At 49.7% G+C, this 17,998-nt stretch carries 14 protein-coding genes; 5 read left to right on the top strand and 9 right to left on the bottom strand.

Annotated features, from left to right (window positions below):
* Positions 1-30 precede the first annotated feature (30 nt).
* Positions 31-1,374 carry a magnesium transporter gene (mgtE, locus tag H6F93_RS24185; protein ID WP_190686453.1) on the bottom strand — a complete coding sequence of 448 codons (1,344 nt, stop codon included), beginning with the start codon at positions 1,372-1,374 and terminating at the stop codon, positions 31-33.
* A 223-nt stretch (positions 1,375-1,597) separates the two neighbouring features.
* Here mgtE and H6F93_RS24180 point away from each other — a divergent pair, with 223 nt between their 5' ends.
* Positions 1,598-2,083 (top strand): NUDIX domain-containing protein, encoded by a 486-nt coding sequence (locus H6F93_RS24180; RefSeq protein ID WP_199313976.1) that lies wholly within the window; start codon positions 1,598-1,600, stop codon positions 2,081-2,083.
* Between the two features lie 15 nt (positions 2,084-2,098).
* Here H6F93_RS24180 and H6F93_RS24175 read toward each other — a convergent pair whose 3' ends face one another.
* A complete protein-coding gene (locus H6F93_RS24175; protein WP_190686449.1) occupies positions 2,099-3,247 on the bottom strand; it encodes a WD40 repeat domain-containing protein in 1,149 nt (382 codons plus the stop codon).
* A gap of 467 nt (positions 3,248-3,714) precedes the next feature.
* The gene (locus H6F93_RS24170) at positions 3,715-4,404 is read right to left on the bottom strand and encodes a Bax inhibitor-1/YccA family protein (RefSeq protein WP_190686446.1); all 690 of its coding nucleotides are present in this window, start codon (positions 4,402-4,404) and stop codon (positions 3,715-3,717) included.
* Positions 4,405-4,686: 282 nt separating this feature from the next.
* Here H6F93_RS24170 and H6F93_RS24165 point away from each other — a divergent pair, with 282 nt between their 5' ends.
* A complete protein-coding gene (locus H6F93_RS24165; RefSeq protein ID WP_190686443.1) occupies positions 4,687-6,900 on the top strand; it encodes an AAA family ATPase in 2,214 nt (737 codons plus the stop codon).
* Between the two features lie 162 nt (positions 6,901-7,062).
* Here the strand turns inward: H6F93_RS24165 and rpsN are convergent, their stop codons facing one another.
* The 3 genes from rpsN to H6F93_RS34790 all read right to left on the bottom strand — a co-directional run bounded on the left by rpsN (position 7,063) and on the right by H6F93_RS34790 (position 8,622).
* Positions 7,063-7,365, bottom strand: a complete 303-nt coding sequence (gene rpsN, locus H6F93_RS24160; RefSeq protein WP_190642894.1) for a 30S ribosomal protein S14 — start codon at positions 7,363-7,365, stop codon at positions 7,063-7,065.
* A gap of 143 nt (positions 7,366-7,508) precedes the next feature.
* Entirely contained in the window at positions 7,509-8,273 is a 765-nt protein-coding gene (locus H6F93_RS24155) for a WecB/TagA/CpsF family glycosyltransferase (RefSeq protein ID WP_190686439.1), read from the bottom strand.
* A gap of 217 nt (positions 8,274-8,490) precedes the next feature.
* Positions 8,491-8,622, bottom strand: coding sequence for a hypothetical protein (locus tag H6F93_RS34790; RefSeq protein ID WP_277882027.1), 132 nt, complete (start codon positions 8,620-8,622; stop codon positions 8,491-8,493).
* Positions 8,623-9,079: 457 nt separating this feature from the next.
* Here H6F93_RS34790 and H6F93_RS24150 point away from each other — a divergent pair, with 457 nt between their 5' ends.
* On the top strand, positions 9,080-12,334 hold the full coding sequence (locus H6F93_RS24150; protein WP_190686436.1) for a glycoside hydrolase family 15 protein: 3,255 nt from the start codon (positions 9,080-9,082) through the stop codon (positions 12,332-12,334).
* 186 nt (positions 12,335-12,520) lie between these two features.
* Here the strand turns inward: H6F93_RS24150 and rpsU are convergent, their stop codons facing one another.
* Positions 12,521-12,703 carry a 30S ribosomal protein S21 gene (gene rpsU / locus H6F93_RS24145; RefSeq protein ID WP_190642980.1) on the bottom strand — a complete coding sequence of 61 codons (183 nt, stop codon included), beginning with the start codon at positions 12,701-12,703 and terminating at the stop codon, positions 12,521-12,523.
* Positions 12,704-12,892: 189 nt separating this feature from the next.
* Positions 12,893-13,201, bottom strand: coding sequence for an RNA-binding regulator (gene rbp, locus H6F93_RS24140; RefSeq protein WP_190642898.1), 309 nt, complete (start codon positions 13,199-13,201; stop codon positions 12,893-12,895).
* Positions 13,202-13,558: 357 nt separating this feature from the next.
* On the opposite strand from rbp, the gene H6F93_RS24135 reads away from it, so the two are divergent.
* Positions 13,559-14,902 carry a sensor histidine kinase gene (locus H6F93_RS24135; protein WP_190686433.1) on the top strand — a complete coding sequence of 448 codons (1,344 nt, stop codon included), beginning with the start codon at positions 13,559-13,561 and terminating at the stop codon, positions 14,900-14,902.
* 92 nt (positions 14,903-14,994) lie between these two features.
* Here the strand turns inward: H6F93_RS24135 and H6F93_RS24130 are convergent, their stop codons facing one another.
* On the bottom strand, positions 14,995-15,585 hold the full coding sequence (locus tag H6F93_RS24130; protein ID WP_190686430.1) for a VOC family protein: 591 nt from the start codon (positions 15,583-15,585) through the stop codon (positions 14,995-14,997).
* A 770-nt stretch (positions 15,586-16,355) separates the two neighbouring features.
* On the opposite strand from H6F93_RS24130, the gene H6F93_RS24125 reads away from it, so the two are divergent.
* Positions 16,356-17,759, top strand: coding sequence for an undecaprenyl-phosphate glucose phosphotransferase (locus tag H6F93_RS24125; RefSeq protein ID WP_190642901.1), 1,404 nt, complete (start codon positions 16,356-16,358; stop codon positions 17,757-17,759).
* Positions 17,760-17,998: the final 239 nt, after the last annotated feature.

Here is a 17,998-nt window from a genome sequence, read left to right as displayed (position 1 = left end):
TGAGATGATAATTCTTTGGTGCGATCGCTCTCACCCTAAAAGGTCCAGCGTGACTGAAACCAACCCCAAGAAGGTCAAAAAACCGATCGCATCCAGAGTAGTAGTGAGTAACGGGCCACTAATCAAAGCGGGGTCAAGGTTTAACCGCTTGAGTCCCATTGGAAGGAGCGTTCCGGCAGTCGCAGCGACAAATACATTAATCACCATGACAGAGCCTGCGACTGCACCAACCCAGCGTTCTTGGGGAGCAGACCAGATCAAAGATAGAACTGCTAAAGTGAAACCTAATGCTAAAGCAGTTCCCAGTCCTGCCAATAGTTCTTTACGAAGAATACGGACGGTGTCTTTGGGAGTGACTTCGCCAATTCCTAGTCCGCGCACGGTGACGGAAAGCGCTTGAATCGCAACGTTGCCGCTTGTGTTAGAGAGGATGGGCATGATCACCGCTAGCACAGGCACAACGGAGATCACCTGCTGAAAAGGGGCGATCGCACTAGCCGCGCCAATGTATAGCCCAATGTTGCCCAAGAGCCATGGCAGACGTTTGCGAATGGTGACTGCGGGAGGGGAGAGGGCAGCTTCGTCACCACTCACACCTGCGAGTTTTTGGATATCTTCGGTGGCTTCTTCTTCGAGAATGTCGATAACATCGTCGATAGTGATAATGCCCACCAGACGATCTTCTCGGTCAACCACAGGTAGCGCTAGCAAGTCATAGCGCTTCATCAGTTGCGCCACTTCCTCTTGAGGCATAGTGGTGTAGGCTTTAATGACGCGATCGCTTGCCACATCTCGGATCAACGCATCGGGAATGGAGAACAAAAGCTGGCGCAGCGATATCACTCGCACCAGCCGCCGCTCATCATCCGTCACGTAGGCGTAGTAGACCGTTTCCTTATCCTGGTCTGACTGGCGAATTTTGCTCAGTGCCTCGCCTACAGTCAAACCCTGTCGCAACCGCACATATTCCGTCGTCATTGCCCGCCCGGCGGTGCCTTCTGGGTAACCGAGAATCGTGGCGGTTGCCTGGCGTTCTCCAGAACTCATTTGAGCCAACAGCCGCCGCACGATTCTAGCGGGCAGTTCGTCAAACAATTCTGCCCGGTCGTCAGGGCGCATTGCTTCGATGATTTGATGCACCTGCGCGTCTTGAAGAGAGCTAATCAGCGATTCCTGCACCTCTGGCGGCAGGTATTCAAATACCTCAGTTGCCTGGATTTTGTTGAGCAGGCGAAAGGCGATCGCTTGTCGCTCTGGGGGAAGTTCTGTAATGTAGTCGCCCACATCAACAGCGGGTAAATAATTTAGCTCTAGCTTGAGCCGATTAAAATCTTGAATATCCAGCAGCGTATCGCGAGCGTCCTGAGTGAGCATGACACAACCTCCTAAGCCTCCCCCGCGCAGGGAGACTTAGCTCACCAGGTTAGGGGAGATGAACAATAGTACTAAGTGATGGACTTCGGTCCATAAAACTGATTAACTCGGCATCAATGCCTAAAGAGGCATTGCTAATTTTTATGTTACTCTCTCGAATACCCAAATTGGTAGCCCTCATCCGGCAGAAGTTGTTTGTCTCTTCCTTAAGTACTTTAAAGCAGTGGTGAATTTTAATTCGATGGAGCAGTTCAAACCGGAAAGAAGCAAACTTTTGACCGTTCAGCAAGTCTCAGCAGGCGGGGTGGCATTTCGTCCTGGAGCAGCGACGGCTGAAATTGTGATTGTCTCTGTGGGAACTAAATTGCGGTGGCAGCTGCCCAAAGGAATTGTAGATTTAGGCGAAACTCCAGAAATAACGGCTTTGCGAGAAGTGCGAGAGGAAGCGGGAATTCAAACCAAGCTGATTCAGCCCATTGACGTCACTGAATACTGGTACATTGGCGATCTGGAGGGGCAGCGAGTGCGCTTTCATAAGTTCGTTCATTTCTTCCTGCTGGCTTACGAAAGTGGTGATGTCCAGAACCACGATCACGAAGTCCATGAAGCACGATGGGTCAGCCTTGAGCAGGCGTTAGAACTTCTGGCGTTCAAAGGTGAAAAGCAAATTGTGCAGCAGGCAAGCTCGATGATTAATTTGAATGCTTGACCTTGAGACTCTCTGTTAATGAGATACTTGCCACACTTTAATCGTGCCGTCGTAGTTTACACCTGCCAAGATTTCACCATTAGGGCTAAAAGTGAGAGAAGTGCTTGTTCCACCCTCTCGCACAGGTTCTTCTGCCAGTGTTTGAATCAACTCACCGGTTGTCGGATTCCACAGTTTGACTGTGCTATCCAAATCGCTAGTGGCTAAAACCTCTCCATTGGGGCTGTATTGCAGGGAGAGAACAGTTGCCGAATGTCCGGTGAGGGTGTGCAAAAGCTCACCTTCCTGACTCCACAGTTTAACGGTATTATCAGAACTGCCGCTTACCAGCGTCTCACCATCGGGACTGAAAGTGAGTGCATGAATCGGATACTCATGATCAGTTGGAAATGCGAGAATGAGTTCCCCTGTTTCCAGATTCCAGAGCTTGATAATTTTGTCTAATCCTGTAGTAGCGAGTGTTTTACCATCATCACTTAGAGCAATTCTGGAAAGCCTACCGGGAACTTCTACAGAGCGATCGCTTCCCTCAATCACAATTGCCTCATGAGCCGCGTTAAAACTTTGTTTAACTTGCTGGCTCTCTACATCCCACACCTGCACCGTCTGATCGTCTGGATTGGCAGTAATTAATGTTTTCCCATCCTGACTCAAAATGAGTAGTTCAGTCAGATAGCCAATGTTGGGTAGGGTCTGAAGCTTTTCTCCCGTCTCCAGGTTCCAAAGCTGAATGTTGTAAGAGCGATCGCCCACCACCAAGGTTTGGCGATCAGCCCCCACCGTCACAACAGACATTTCATCAAACAGCCCAGGTATTGTAGAAGTAAGTTCACCCGACTCCAAATTCCATATTCTCACTTCGCCGTCATACGATCCCTCCTCGTTCGGTTCGCTGCCACTCATGCCAACGCTGATCAGCGATGAACCATCTGCACTGATCGTCATAGAGCGAACATCAATCAAACGGCTATTAGAATGTCCGGGTAAGGTGTGCAGCAATTGTGCCTCTTGCCAATCCGCCACCATTACGGTAGCCACTGTGCTTTGACCACCATTTTCTCGTGCAGTTGGAATGGCAGTGCAGCTTGCGGTGGCGATCGCCATCAGACCTACCAGACCTGTGAAGAGGAGGGGCGATCGCTTAAAAATTTGTCCTATCATCATTTCAAAGCCGGAACTCGTACTACCTTTAAAGAATCAAAGCCGAGTGTCCAGGTTTCGTGAAACAGTTTAGTGTTGTAAAACTTTTCACACTATTCTCATCTTCCCATCGCCTTTTCTTCCCGCAAAGTCATAACACTAGACCTCCTGCATGAATCACTGTTTGAAGCGTGAATGGTAGCGCGGCGGAGCCGTGCTACCATTCACGCAGGAAGTCTACTGTTGAGCACTATTTGCTGTTAAACGTTCAGCAGTCCCCTGCCACTCACTAATGCGAAGCGCGTCCTGCCACGAAACCCCAATCCCTTGCGGAGGGGGTTTGGGGGACGAGCACGTCCCCTGCTGGGGGGTTGGGGGAACCCCCCAAGGCCGTCCCTCCAACATGGAAGAAACTTCGGCTTAAGAACCAAGTAAAAACAAAAAAAGGGAGGCAGGGCTTTACCCTGCCTCCCTTTTTTTACCCCGCATGGCTAACGGCGCGAAGAAAGTGACATCACAATTTGCAGGATGTACCAGAACAACAACGCAACAGACGCAAACAGTTCTAACGACGCAGCAACATATTGATGAGTGGCATAGTGATGCATTACTTTAGACGTGTCATACAAAATCGCAGCCGACGCAAAAACTACCATCACCACTGAAAAGAACAGCCCCAAGTTAAAGCCAAAAATCACGCTACACACAATTAGCCCGATCGCCACCAGTCCACCAATCTTGAGAATGCCGCCCAGAAAAGTAAAGTCGGTGCGTGTCGTAAAGGCAATCAGCGTCAAACCTGCAAACAGGAACAGTGTCAAAATTGCAGCCGTTGGCAAAACAGTCGGATCAGCAAAGAAGGCAGCAAGGTAGAGAATTGGCGCAAAGATTAGGGCTTCTGCTACGACATAGATTCCCAAACCTGTGTACTGCGTGCTAATGGAATCAGCTTTGGCTGCCAGACTGCGCGAAAACCAGCCCAACAGCGCAAACCCACCCAAAATCAGCAGCCAGCTAAAGCGACTAGATGCAACCAGATTGGTAATGGCTCCAGCAATTCCAAGCTGAAATAGCAAGAACTCTACGAGAATGAACGCTCCGACTGCTCCCGCAAGATGCAGATAAGTTTGCTGAATAAATTTGGCTCTTTCATTAGGTCGTGCCTGAGCAACAGTCAGCATGACAAGTCTCCTGTGCGAGGAAAGATACTGAAAATTTACTCTGAGTTTAGCAAAACAGAACTGGACTACTGGCTGATTTTGAACTGAGCCACACCTTCCTGCAACGCCTGAGCAACTTGGCGGAGCTGGTCAAAAACTGACAGTAGTACCATACTTTTAGGTTAAAAAGAACAGCAGCGTCGATAATCATTACACATCTGTCAGTTCTACCAAGCTGAACCTGAATTCTGGGCAGCTTTTCCCCGATACTAGTACTTGTTGCAATCCGGCATCCCTTTGGGCATGGAATTGTTTGACCAACAGCGCCAGCAGCTGATCGAAACCGAAGCCCCTCTAGCCGCCCGGATGCGTCCCCGGACGCTAGATCAGTTTGTCGGGCAGGATCACATCATCGGGCAGGGGCGACTGCTGCGACGGGCAATTCAGGCAGACCAGCTTTCCTCACTCATCTTTTATGGTCCGCCAGGAACGGGAAAGACTACTTTGGCGCGGATTATTGCCAACACGACTCAGGCTCACTTCATCTCAATCAATGCAGTGCTGGCAGGCGTGAAGGAGATTCGAGAGGCGATCGCCACAGCCCAAGAGAAACGCGGCATGTATGCCCAGAAAACAATTCTGTTTGTGGACGAAGTGCATCGGTTTAACAAGTCGCAGCAGGATGCCCTGTTGCCGTGGGTGGAAAACGGCACAGTGATTTTGATTGGCGCAACCACAGAAAATCCTTACTTTGAGGTAAACAAGGCACTGGTGAGCCGATCGCGCATCTTTCAGCTTAAGCCGCTGGATGAGAATGACTTGAGGCAAGTTGTGATGCAAGCGTTACAGGATGGCGATCGCGGCTACGGCAAACTCACGATTCAGCTTCACCCCGATGCGATTGATCACTTGGTTAACGTAGCTAACGGCGATGCCCGTGCCCTGCTGAATGCACTGGAACTGGCAGTTGAAACCACGCCTGCCGATGAAAATGGCGTGATTCCCATTAGCCTATCGGTAGCCGAGGAGTCGATTCAGCAGCGAGCAGTCCTCTACGACAAAGAAGGGGATGCTCACTTTGATACGATCAGCGCCTTCATCAAAAGCCTGCGCGGTTCTGACCCAGATGCAGCACTGTATTGGTTAGCACGCATGGTTTACGCCGGAGAAGATCCGCGTTTTATCTTTCGGCGGATGCTAATTCTTGCTAGCGAAGATGTCGGACTGGCAGCTCCTGACGCAGTGGCGATCGTGAATGCCTGTGCCCAAGCGTTTGATCGGGTGGGAATGCCCGAGGGACGCTATCCGTTAGCGCAGGCGACACTGTATCTAGCAACGGTACCCAAATCCAACAGTGTCATGGGATTTTTTGATGCCCTTGCTGCGGTTGAGCGAGAGCGGGAAGAGGATGTGCCGCTGCATCTGCGAGACGCAAACCAGGATAAGCACAGCTTTGGGCACGGGTCTGGGTACCTCTATCCTCACTCCTATCGAGAACATTGGGTAGCGCAGCAATATTTGCCCAACAGCCTCCAAGGACAGGTGTTTTACCAGCCCTCTAACCAGGGCTATGAGGAGGACATTCAGCAGCAGGTAGCCCGACGACGAGAAGAACAGCTTGCCTCACTGGTAGAAGGAATTGGCGTAGCGTTACCCGAAGTTCTCACTTTTAGCCCGACAAACTCTACCCAGGATCGTTGGCTACAGCGGACTTTGAGCCAAGTGGGAGAACAGTTAGGATTGGTGCGCGATCGCCTCTTTCATCTCGCTCAACCCCAACGCCATCACCTGATCCTAGACTTGAACGCAGGTAGCGGATTACTCACCTGGGAAGCCCTGCGCCGAGTGCCCGAAGGCGGCGTATATGCTTGCGTTCGCACCATTAACGATGCTGAAGCACTGCAAGAACAGGCATCTATTTTACCCGAACTCTCACGTCCGATTGTGCTGCAATCTTCATTAGCTGACCTGCCGCGGGCGCTAGAAAAGTATGCCGATATTCGGTTTGACCATATTCTTGGACGTAATGCTCTTTTGCAAGAGAGCGATCGCCCCTTCATTCTCAACTCACTGGTAGAACGACTTCAACCTGCTGGGTCACTCACTTTAGCAGAAACCATTCCCCGCCATACCCAGCGGCTTTACCGCTTGCTAGAGCCTGAACGGTTCACTAAAAAACTGTTGAATCGACTGATTAAAGCAGAAGAAAGTATTTACACTAACCCATCTGATCCAATGGTGAATTGGGATGTGGATGAGTTGCGAGCGCTCTTTCACACCGCAAACCTAACTGTTGACATCCAGGTCGAACAAACCCAAACCGACATCCGCATTACCTCTCACTTACTGGAACGCTGGTTTCGACCGGGAGAATCACGCCCCAGCTATGCAGATCACCTTTCTAATTCTTTAAGTGAGTCCGAAGTGAGAACCGTGCGTGAGTTATTTACAAAATATTTACTCAATCAAGTGGTGAAGTGGGAAGGGGCGATCGCCTTTATTCAAGCTAGCCATTAGTTTTTAAAGCAGTTGGTTTTTCCACCTTAAACCTAAAATCCCCAGACTCTTTGAGAATCTGGGGATTTTAGGTTCTATTTCTAATTGGTACAGCACTGCTAGGTTTAAGCTTTGTGCTTTAGCTTGTCCTGTGCAGCTTCAAGCTGTTTTACTGAAAGGAAACTACCAGCTAGACTTGACCACACCGGGTAACAAACCCTGGTGAGCCATTTCCCGAATCACGTGACGAGAAAGCCCAAAATCACGGTAATAGCCTCTAGGACGGCCTGTGAGCCAGCAGCGATTGCGAAGGCGGTTGGGGGCACTGTTGCGCGGAAGCTGCTGGATTTGACGATGAATTGCGACTCTTTCTTGCTGAGTAGCCGCGCTGTCAAACTGTTCTTTTAGTTCTTGTCTCTTTTGAGCGTATTTTTCGATCAGCTTTTTGCGCTTCTTCTCCCGCTCAATCATGCTCTTTTTAGCCATGAAAAATTCTGTTATCCCCGTTTAAGACAGTATTTCTTATCATATACCAATTTTTTCCAAGACCGCATATTTTTAGGGTGTGCCCCATTCACCCTAAAAATAGCAATTTAGCTACTCGGTATTTGTCCAGTTGAGTAAGGGGCTCAGCTACGAGAATGCACTAGCGCCCGCAGCGCAAATTTAGGCAAAGCCATCATGCGCCGCCAGCGCCAGGGTTCTTGATACAGCCGATAAACCCATTCCAGGTGATTTTCTCGCAGCCATTTTGGGGCGCGGGTTTTGGTGCCTGACCAAATATCAAAACTGCCACCAACGCCAATCCATACCGCTTCAGGGCAAAGATGGCGGTGTTCAGCAATCCACATTTCCTGGCGTGGCACACCTAACCCAACCAAAATGATGTCAGGCTGCAAGTCCTTGAGCGTTTGGCGAAATTGGGACTGTTCTTCGGGCGTAAGGTAGCCGTGTTGAGTGCCTACGAGCGCTAAACCCGGCACTCGCTGTTGCCAAACTTCAGCAGCAGACTGACACACACCGGGCGCGCCGCCATAGAAAAAGACTTTGAGTGGGCGAGAAGGCGAGCATGAATCAGCTGGAGTAGGAAGCGATCGCCGCAACAAAGCCTCTGCCAGCTCAATTCCTGGAAGACGGCGTACTCGCTTACCCCGAAGCCCCAGGTAAAACACCACTCCAGCCCCATCGGGGATCACCAAATCAGCCTGTCGAATTACCGTTGCCAGAGCAGCATTTTGCTCTGCTATCATCGACATTTCTGCGTTTAGCGTCACCACATGTACGCCCTTTCGCAGGTTTAGCCGCTGAATTAACCAACCTGGATAATCGTCCAACAAATGCACGGGTAGCCCCAGCACCGTTAACTGCTTGGGCATTTGAAACGACTCAGGCATACCCATTCCTTTTCACCTTGCGATCGCCACTACAAATTGCCAATTCGCAGCTTATCACCATTGCCCGGGATTTTAAGGCAGAAAATCGCGAAAAAAAGCAGGGCGGTTTACACTGCCCTGGGGAGATAGACACTTTGTAAAGATCTAAAGATGCTAAGGGAATGAACTTGGAAACTGAATGTTGCTTTCTCAGTCGTCAAGCTCAACCCTGGATTGCCTATGCGCTGCGCTGTAGAGTGCCGTCAGCGTATAGCTCTAGCGGAACGAGTTCAACTTTGCCGTTCACTTCAACTTTAGAGTAGACAATTTTGACTAGCGGAGCCTGGTTATCGTTGTAGCGGCGAGACATGGCGATCACCTGCGTTCTAAAATTCTCAGAAGTAAGCTTCTGAAGCTGAGCTAGAGTTGCTCCAGCAGTCTGCTCTGACCGATTGCTTCAACAAATCTTTTGCCCAGAGATTTACTTTCTCAGCCTATCAACCTTTCCGTAAAGATACAGGCAAATTGGGCAGCCTTAAATAAAGATCTGAAGAATTAATTAAGCTCGGCGTAGCATTTATCTTTCGCGTCCGTCTTAAGTAGTGAATGAAGCTTAAACGAGGGCTTAAACAAGCCATAATCATGAGGAATGTTTTTGTAGCAATAGAGGGCGATCGCCCTTTGCCTCCGAGCATTCGCCTACTGACCACTTCATCACACGTAGGACGTGGTTTAACCCTGATTGAGAGAGCTGGTTTTTGTGCGCTTCGCGAACGAAAACTCAACCCTTAAACCAGGGCTTAAGCTCCACCTCTAAATATCAGAATATGCAAACTACAACCTCCCAGCCTGCTCAAACCACTCAGCCAGCCGTTTTTGGGTCCCTCAAAACCCGCTTAGAAGGGTATTACCAGGAGGTTAAAGCCGTTATTTTGTCCCGCCAAAACCCAGTATCCGGGCTGCTGCCTGCAAGCACAGCAGTCAACATTCACGGGGATTATACGGATGCCTGGGTCCGAGATAACGTCTACAGCATTCTGGCAGTTTGGGGGTTGGCGCTAGCCTACCGCAAAGTGGACGAAGACCAGGGGCACACTTACGAGCTAGAACACAGTGTTGTCAAGCTGATGCGCGGCTTGCTGTTTGCCATGATGCGGCAGGCTGACAAAGTAGAGCGATTCAAACAGACTCAGGCAACGTTAGACTCCCTTCACGCCAAATACGACACGGCAACGGGTGACACGGTGGTTGGCGATGACGAATGGGGACATTTGCAACTGGATGCGACCTCGCTATACCTGCTGATGCTGGCGCAAATGACAGCTTCTGGGCTGAAAATTATTTTCACCCTGGATGAGGTCAACTTTATTCAAAACCTAGTCTATTACATCGGTCGCGCCTACCGGACTCCCGACTATGGCATTTGGGAGCGGGGCAACAAAATTAATCATGGCAAGGCTGAACTCAACGCTAGCTCGGTCGGTATGGCAAAAGCCGCACTGGAAGCGATGAACGGGCTGAATCTGTTTGGTGTTCAGGGGAGTCAGGCATCGGTCATCCACGTTTTGCCTGACGAGATCGCCCGCGCCCGGATCACGCTGGAGTCATTGCTGCCCAGAGAGTCCAATTCTAAAGAAGTGGATGCAGCGCTGTTGAGCGTGATTGGGTTTCCGGCTTTCGCAGTTGAGAATGTCGCATTGGTAGAGCGGACTCGTAATCAAGTCGTCAGCAAGCTTCAGGGCAAGTACGGCTGCAAGCGGTTTTTGCGAGACGGACACCAGACTGTGCTAGAAGATGTCAGTCGTCTGCACTACGAACCCTGGGAACTGAAGCAGTTTGAAAATATTGAGTGTGAGTGGCCGCTATTTTTTACGTACCTGCTGCTGGATGCGCTGTTTCGGGGCGATCGCCAACAGTCCGAAGATTACCAAAAACGACTAGAAGGATTACTGGTCAACGTGGACGGGATACAGCTATTGCCAGAGCTATATTATGTGCCCGCCGACAACATTGCCGCCGAACGCGCTATTCCCCATAGCCAACCTCGCCAGCCTAACGAAAACCTGCCGCTGGTCTGGGCCCAGAGCCTGTATCTGCTGGGGCAGTTTTTGCGAGAAGGGTTACTGGCGATCGGCGATATTGACCCGCTAGGACGGCACCTGCGCCTGGAAGAACACCGCGAACCGCTGGTGCAAATTGCGCTGCTCGCTGAGGACGAATCCTTACAACAAGAACTGGCTGCCTATGGCATTGCCACTCAAACCCCCAAGCAGGTAGAGCCAGTTCAGGTGCGTCAAGCGGAAGACTTGTCTATGATTTACGCCCAAGTAGGGCGCAACGACCCGTTGGGGTTGAGCGGTCGCCCAGTACGCCGTCTTCGCAGCCTGACCACTTCTAGAATTTTTCGCCTCCAGGGCGAGACAGCCGTGTTTTTGCCTGCTTTTCTCGATCAGCAGCAGTTTTACCTAACTCTGGACTACCACTTTCTAGTTGCCCAAATTAAAGGGGAACTGGCTTACATCAAGCGCCACTGGTATCAGTTAGGTCGTCCGGTTGTAACCCTGTTGCTGACCCATGACATGTTTGAGATTGGTCAAGAATCAATCGACGAAGCCCCACTACTAGAGCTAATCAAGGAGTTGCGTGACGGGGAATGTAATGGCGTTGCAGTCAAACTAGGGCACCTGCGACAGCTTATGCTGACGGCTGGCACAGAACGAGTGGACTACGTCCACAGCCTTGAATTGATGCAATCACCCGTGCAGGATGCCTTGCCTCTCGCTCAGTATTTGATTTTTCATCCAGACCGAAACTGGCTGCTGAACAGCACTCAGGAATTTACGCTGGAGTGCGAAACGAACATTCAGCTTTTGATTAGCAGCCTGCGCCAAGCAACTAATTTGTACGAACAAATCGAACTGCTGGATAGTTTGACGCAACTGCGAGGCTTAGAGTTTGATACAGGGTTTGCGGGTCCGGGTCAGCCAGTCACAGTCGCCGATCTGCTTAACGAGGTTTACACCAAAGCTGGACAGGTACAGCTTTGGGCGATCATTCGGCGGGCAGCGGGCTTGCTCAACAAAGTAGATATTGGGTTGTCGGATGCCGTGACGGATATCGTCGTTCGGCAAAAGCAAATTACGGTCGGCAAAGCTTACAGTGAAGCATCGCTGATCGCTCGCCCCATGTCGCACACCGAGGTGATGGACAAGATTCGGGAGTTTTGCGGGAAAGATGTGCGCGATCGCTCAATCACCCAAGAAATCTTGATCTACCTGGGCATCTTGATCAAAACTGATCCCCATCTATTCAATGGGCTGCTGACCCTGCGAGTCGGCTACCTGATTTTGCTGATCACCAGCGAACTGGCGCGAGAGCTAAACATGACTCAGGACGAGGCATACGAGCATCTAATGCAGCTTAGCCCGTTTGAGGTCAAAACCCGTTTACGTCAAGTCCTGGAAGGATACGCCGGGTTAAACCAAACCTTGTTTCAGCGAGAGTCGCTGCACGTCAGGCAGCAAAGCGATATTCAGTGGGTCGTTTCTCCAGAAACCAAGGAAGTGGAGCCACCCACCGATAGCTGGTGGCGACAGCGACAGCGTGATGGCGCACTTAACCGCGTTCCCCGAAACTTTTACCCCAAGGTGTGGCAGGTCCTACAACACTCAAAGGGACTCGTTATCGGCGATAAGCTCGATCGGCGGAATCGCCTGGATAGCGAACTGATTCTGGCTGAAATGACACCCGGGGAAAAGAACTTTGCCCTACGGATTGAACATCTGCTCAACAAGATGGAGGCTCCCGAATATCGTCACGTCAATATTGAGGCGCTGATGGAACTGGCAGCGATCGCCGACCGCAACCCCGACCTGCAAATTGAGGAGTATGTCGTCCTGGATGTGCTGATTGGACACGCAGTTCGCCTGGCCTGGCTGGACAAAAACCCGGAACAGACCGATCGCTATGACGAAAACAAAGGAAGTGCCTGGCGATCGTTCTATGAAAGCTCGCCTTACCTTTGTGCCAGCTACGTTGCCAAGGCCTTACGGTTCCTGACTGAGTTAGGGCAGAAGCAGTAATACAGCGCCAGTCACTTAAGTTAGGACAGAAGGAAGGGCACCCCGCGAAGCGGGGTGCCCTTCCTTCTGTCCTAACCAATATGGCTACAGCTATACAGCCAAAACACTAAAAAATGCGAAAGGCGCATCCTCTGAAGAGATACGCCTTTCGCACCTGATTTGGAGTTTCATCACAAGCAAAAATGGTTAACGAGTAAACCGGCGTTTGCGTCTTCTGGCGATCGCCTTGCGCTTGCGTTTCTCGATGGGAGTTTCAAAATGGCGCAATCTTCTGATATCTGAAAAAATTCCTGCCTTAGAAACTTGCCGCTTAAATCGACGTAGAGCAGACTCGATCCCTTCATTTTCACCAACAATAACTTGAGTCATGCCGTCTCCTTCTGCGTATGGGTTAGTCGCCTGGCTCACCTAAAGTCCATCTCAATGGAAAACAGATAGGATCTCGCAAAGGCTTAAAAATTTAAAGCGGGGTAGAACAAGAAGCCTACCCCGCTTGCTCAAACAGCTTAGAGCTAGCGCCTTAAAAGGCGAATAGCATTAGTCGAAAGGACTTAGAACTTAGTAGCGACGAGAAAACCCATCCCGGTTGTTGTTTCTACGGTTGCCACCTGCGGGGCTTCTTTCTTCACGAGGCTTAGCTTTGTTGACTTTCAGGTCACGCCCCATCCACTCAGCACCATCTAGAGCCTCGATTGCAGCTGCCTCTTCTGCATCAGAAGACATTTCGACAAAGCCAAAACCACGCATGCGCCCGGTTTCACGGTCAGTGGGCAGCTGAACGCGCTTAACAGTTCCGTATTCGGCAAAAACCGCACTTACATCCTCAGAAGTTACTTCGTAAGAAAGGTTGCCAACGTAAATAGACATGGAAAATCTCCAAATCGAGTGTGTAGAGATTGAGATTCGGAGATATGAAAACGAGCCTTATCAACCGAACTTAATGCTCGATGTAACTCTAGCACAGGATCAAGCCGGATGCAGGCATAACTATATAGATATGTAAAGCTCTGTGTCCTTTAATTGACAGGCCGTGTGAGCAATTTTAATGAGCAGCATCCGTAGATTTGAGCAGTCAGTTTGCTGTTCTCTAAGACTGTCCGCTGACCAAGAGCTTGATCTTTAAGCTGAAAAGCTACCTTTACCCTTCTTTGTTTCCCTCAATAGCTAGAGCGAGGTGAAATATCGGAGTATAAAAGCAGCGAGATAGAATTCACAAACCATAACATGTTTCAAGCCACTCGTCGTCGTCTTGCGCTCTGGTATACCGCAGTTACAGCTGTACTACTGCTGCTGTTTGCCAGCGGATTTTATCTCTATGTCCGCAGTACGCTGGTAGAACGGGTAGACGATACGCTCAACCACGTCGTGGAGGTAGTACAGCGATCGCTGGTGATTGAGCGATCGCCCTGGGACGGGACAACCCTTGAAGCACCCTTACGAATCAACATCGAAGCCAGCTTTCGCGACAATGCAGCGACGGTTGAGGACGACCACATTGATCTGGAATGGTTTAGCCCAACTGGAGAACTACTCTGGTCTACCCTCTCCAGCCCGCTTGACATTCCACTGCATCCTAGCGATGGCGAAACGATCCACCTGACGGCTGACCATCTGTTGCGTCAGTTGACTCAGCGAGTGCAAATCGGGCGGCAGGTGTTGGGCTATCTGCGGGTCAGCCATCCCTGGTTTGAAGTCACAAAACCAAGTCGGCAACTCATCATCGATTTAAGCCTGGGAACAGCGCTGATGGTGGGGGCAGTGGCAGCAATTGGCTGGTTGCTATCAGGGTTGGCGATCGCTCCCGTGCGCGACTCCTACCAGCGGCTTAAGCAGTTTACCGCTGATGCATCCCATGAATTACGGAATCCGATCGCGGTGATTCAAACCAACGTGCAGGTTGCCTTGACCGATCCCGACCCCGACCCGCATCTGCTCCAAAGTCAGTTACGAGTGGTTGAACGGTTGACTCGCCGCCTGGGACGGCTCGTAGATGACCTGCTGTTTCTGGCTCGACAAGATGGGGGAATGACTCAACGCACTGATCCCATCGCTTTGGACGAGCTAATCGAAGAAGTTTTGGAAGAACAGGGGGCGATCGCCAGTGAAAAAGCGATTGCGCTCTCATTCCAGATTGCTGACGAAGGAACTTCAGGATACAAAACTCAGGGCGATCGCGATCAGTTTACTCGGCTATTTACCAACCTGGTCAGCAATGCCGTTCAGTACACCCCATCAGGCGGCGAAGTCCAGGTTAGGCTTCAGCACGCAAAGCACCACGGACTAAATCAACTTCAAATTCAAGTCACAGATACAGGCGTTGGCATTCCTGAGGAAGCGCTACCCCATTTGTTCGATCGCTTCTATCGAGTTGACCCAGCGCGAACCCACGCTAAACCCTCGGTTGGGTATCAAGTTGCAAAAACGACGGGTTCCGGGCTGGGATTGGCGATCGCCAAAGTCATCGTAGAAAATCACCAGGGACAAATCCAGGTCGAAAGCAAACCTAGCCAGGGCACCACTTTCACCGTCACCCTCCCCAACGGCAGTTATCCTACTTCCAAAAATTAGAGCTACAGATGGAAGGGCATCCCGCTTCGCGGGATGCCCTTCCATCTGTAGCTTGTTTCTGTAGAAACGGTATTAGCGTAACGGCGTCTAATTTAGTTGGAGATTTCTGCCATCTCGATCACGCGGCCATCTATATCTTTAACCAAAAAGTTAAGCGGCTTTTCTCGCCGAATTTTGTACCTCACGCCCCGTGACTGCACCCGCAGCAACACCTGCTCCAGACAATCGTGGTCAAAGCAAACGTGACGCTGACGGTCCTTTTGTCCTAAGCTGGCTCCGCTAATGATGTGTAGCTGCGTATTTTTCTTGAGCTGATACCACAAGCCATCTGGGCTGTTTGCCTGCTGCGTTGCAGGCTGACCCATCGCCCCAGCAGACATGTAAAAAGGGTCAATTCCAGCCGTTCCTAACGTTTGCTCGTAGTTGTAGTAGTAGTGCAGCGGCACATCAGCAACCGCCAGGTCAAGCAGCCCTTCATAAAATTGCTTTGCCAGTTCCAAGTCGGACACCATCACCGTGTGAACCTTGGGCGCACTGGTTAAAAACATCCACATCGCCCCAGCATAGGCAACCAACAGCATCACCATGATGCCTTGAGTGGACATCAGGCTATCTAACGGCAAAGACCAGAGCGCAGCAAGGGCTGAGGGCAAAAGTGGCATAACACTAAAAGATAGAACCATGAACAGATTAGGAGTAAATAGGATCAACGGGTTAAAGCTGAAACCCTAAACAGGTGGCCTTGATTTATCGTAGGATGCGTTAGCAGTAGCGTAGCGCATCTTTCCGTAGCCTTGAAGGACGGGTGCGTTGTAGACTCGCCTAACACACCCTACAACTTCGTTCAGTGATGACCACTTGCCTAGCAGCTTGATTGGGTAAATCAATTTTGCCTTCTTCTAGTTTACCAATGTCATCTTTAATCTCATCCGATCCGGATCGCTAGCATTCTTGGAAGGATGAATAGTTAAGCAGCTAAAAACCTTCTAAAAAGCCAGATTTGGTATAGGTTTTAACCGTTTCTAATATGCTTTGGGGTGACTTTTGAAAAGGTTCTGAAAATTATGGTCATAAAACCAGAACCTACTGTCAAGTTTTCATGAAGTAATTCTTTAAGTTTTCATGAAGTGTGAGTTTGGACACAGGATAGAGTTCGATTTCAGTCGTTATACTTCATAGGTAATAGCAAGGACTAGGAAACCCATAAATGTGAAAAGTTAGAACAGCATGAATTGATGCGCTGGGTGTGAATTTGGAACTTAAGGGAAAACAAACCCGTCAATTCAAGTAAGCGACTTTTCAACCTCCTATCTTTTTCATCTGCTATCAAATCTAGAGCAAGCATCTTTAATGAGATGCTGTTAGTCACAGGACATCTACCTGAATCAAGCAAAAAATCCATCGGTAAAGACCGATTAGCTATCACGATTCTGCGTAGTGTAGGAGTTGCTAAATGCAAGCCAATAATTTGAAGTTGCTAGGAGACTATAGCTCTACATTACTGCCCTTACAGCGAGTATGTGACCCGATTGTAGCGATCGCTTTACTGTCCATTTGGAATCAGTTGTATGGTGTACCATTCACCACGCCTTACATTCTGCTAGCGGCTTTGACATTTCTGCTAGCACCTTCCATTTTCAAAGCAACAGGGCTCTATCGCGCCGATCAAAAAGATGAGCTAATCGCTAAATCTTCCCGGATTTTGCTGGGTTGGGGAATCATTTTAGCGTTGCTATTTCTGTTAGGGTATCTAACCCATAGCTCAAATTACTTTTCTCGCGAACTGTTGCTAGCCTGGGCATTATCTGTTCCAATTGGGTTGTATGTCTTTCACCTAAACTTGGAGGCACTTTTACATCAGCTTCCAACCTTGGGTTGCAACACACGAACAGCGGTAATCGCGGGCATTAGCGAATCAGGGCTAGATTTAGCGGCACAAATTCGCAACTCCCCCAAACTGGGGATCAACTTGCATGGCTTCTTTGACCAGGTCATATCCTCTCAGCCAAAACTTACGAACAGTAAGCTAATTGGCACTCTAGAGGAACTGCCAGAGTACGTTCGCAAGCATCACATTGACGTAGTTTACATCGCCACGTCGATGAAGAATGAGGAAATGCTTAACACCTTGATGCGCGAACTACAGGACACAACTGCCTGCGTTTATTTTGTGCCAAATGTTCTCAAATTTAGTTTGATGCGAGACAGAACGCACGAGATTAATGGCATTCCTTTAATCGCAGCCTGGACAATTCCTTTTTCAGGAGTACAGTCTGTTTTGAAGCGGGCGATCGACATTATTGTTGCAAGTTTGGCGATCGCCCTTCTGTCACCCTTAATGCTGACCATTGCGATTGGCGTAAAGCTTTCTTCACCGGGACCCGTGTTGTTTAAGCAGTGGCGCTATGGCTTAAATGGACAAGAAATTACCGTCTACAAATTCCGCTCAATGACGGTCATGGAGAATGGCGAAAACGTCGTTCAAGCAAAGCAGAATGATCCCAGAATCACAAAGTTTGGAGGATTTTTGCGCCGCACCTCACTAGATGAACTGCCCCAGTTCATCAATGTCCTGCAAGGGAGAATGAGCATCGTTGGACCGCGTCCTCATGCGATTTATCACAACGAGCAGTATCGCAAGTTGATTAATGGCTACATGCTGCGCCATAAAGTCAAACCTGGTATTACCGGATTGGCACAGATCAACGGCTTTCGAGGAGAGACAGATACGCTCGATAAGATGAAACAGCGAGTTGAATACGACTTGCAATATCTAAAGAATTGGTCTTTAGGGCTAGATTTGAGCATCATCTTTAGAACTGCTTTCGTCTTTTTTAACAGCCGTAACGCCTACTAAAGCGATTAGTAGAAATAGCGGTTCTGTTGAGCCTCCCAAAACAATCTGTTGCTCTATGCCCAAAGACAGATTTAATGCAGGTTCTCCCTTAAAAAGCTAAGCTCTTGTGCTCCCTGTTAGATACATTACATCTCTTAACATTTTCCACTGCTATAGTCTGCTTCATTACTACCTCTAAAGAGGTAACGGCTATGGCATCGAGCCCACACAAATCCATCCACGGAGTTGAATGACGAACC

Source organism: Leptolyngbya sp. FACHB-671 (genome assembly GCF_014695745.1).
GTDB lineage: Bacteria > Cyanobacteriota > Cyanobacteriia > Elainellales > Elainellaceae > JAAUTN01.
Note: the sequence above shows the minus strand (reverse complement) of the source record. Positions and strands in the feature narration are given on the sequence as shown.

Coding starts and splice junctions, on each gene's coding strand:
- H6F93_RS24155 (WP_190686439.1), bottom strand. CDS start 8,273: ATGCCTGAGTCGTTTCAAATGCCCAAGCAGTTAACGGTGCTGGGGCTA.
- H6F93_RS34790 (WP_277882027.1), bottom strand. CDS start 8,622: ATGTCTCGCCGCTACAACGATAACCAGGCTCCGCTAGTCAAAATTGTC.
- H6F93_RS24125 (WP_190642901.1), top strand. CDS start 16,356: ATGCAAGCCAATAATTTGAAGTTGCTAGGAGACTATAGCTCTACATTA.
- rbp (WP_190642898.1), bottom strand. CDS start 13,201: ATGTCTATTTACGTTGGCAACCTTTCTTACGAAGTAACTTCTGAGGAT.
- H6F93_RS24170 (WP_190686446.1), bottom strand. CDS start 4,404: ATGCTGACTGTTGCTCAGGCACGACCTAATGAAAGAGCCAAATTTATT.
- H6F93_RS24175 (WP_190686449.1), bottom strand. CDS start 3,247: ATGATGATAGGACAAATTTTTAAGCGATCGCCCCTCCTCTTCACAGGT.
- H6F93_RS24135 (WP_190686433.1), top strand. CDS start 13,559: ATGTTTCAAGCCACTCGTCGTCGTCTTGCGCTCTGGTATACCGCAGTT.
- H6F93_RS24165 (WP_190686443.1), top strand. CDS start 4,687: ATGGAATTGTTTGACCAACAGCGCCAGCAGCTGATCGAAACCGAAGCC.
- H6F93_RS24130 (WP_190686430.1), bottom strand. CDS start 15,585: ATGGTTCTATCTTTTAGTGTTATGCCACTTTTGCCCTCAGCCCTTGCT.
- H6F93_RS24150 (WP_190686436.1), top strand. CDS start 9,080: ATGCAAACTACAACCTCCCAGCCTGCTCAAACCACTCAGCCAGCCGTT.
- rpsU (WP_190642980.1), bottom strand. CDS start 12,703: ATGACTCAAGTTATTGTTGGTGAAAATGAAGGGATCGAGTCTGCTCTA.
- rpsN (WP_190642894.1), bottom strand. CDS start 7,365: ATGGCTAAAAAGAGCATGATTGAGCGGGAGAAGAAGCGCAAAAAGCTG.
- mgtE (WP_190686453.1), bottom strand. CDS start 1,374: ATGCTCACTCAGGACGCTCGCGATACGCTGCTGGATATTCAAGATTTT.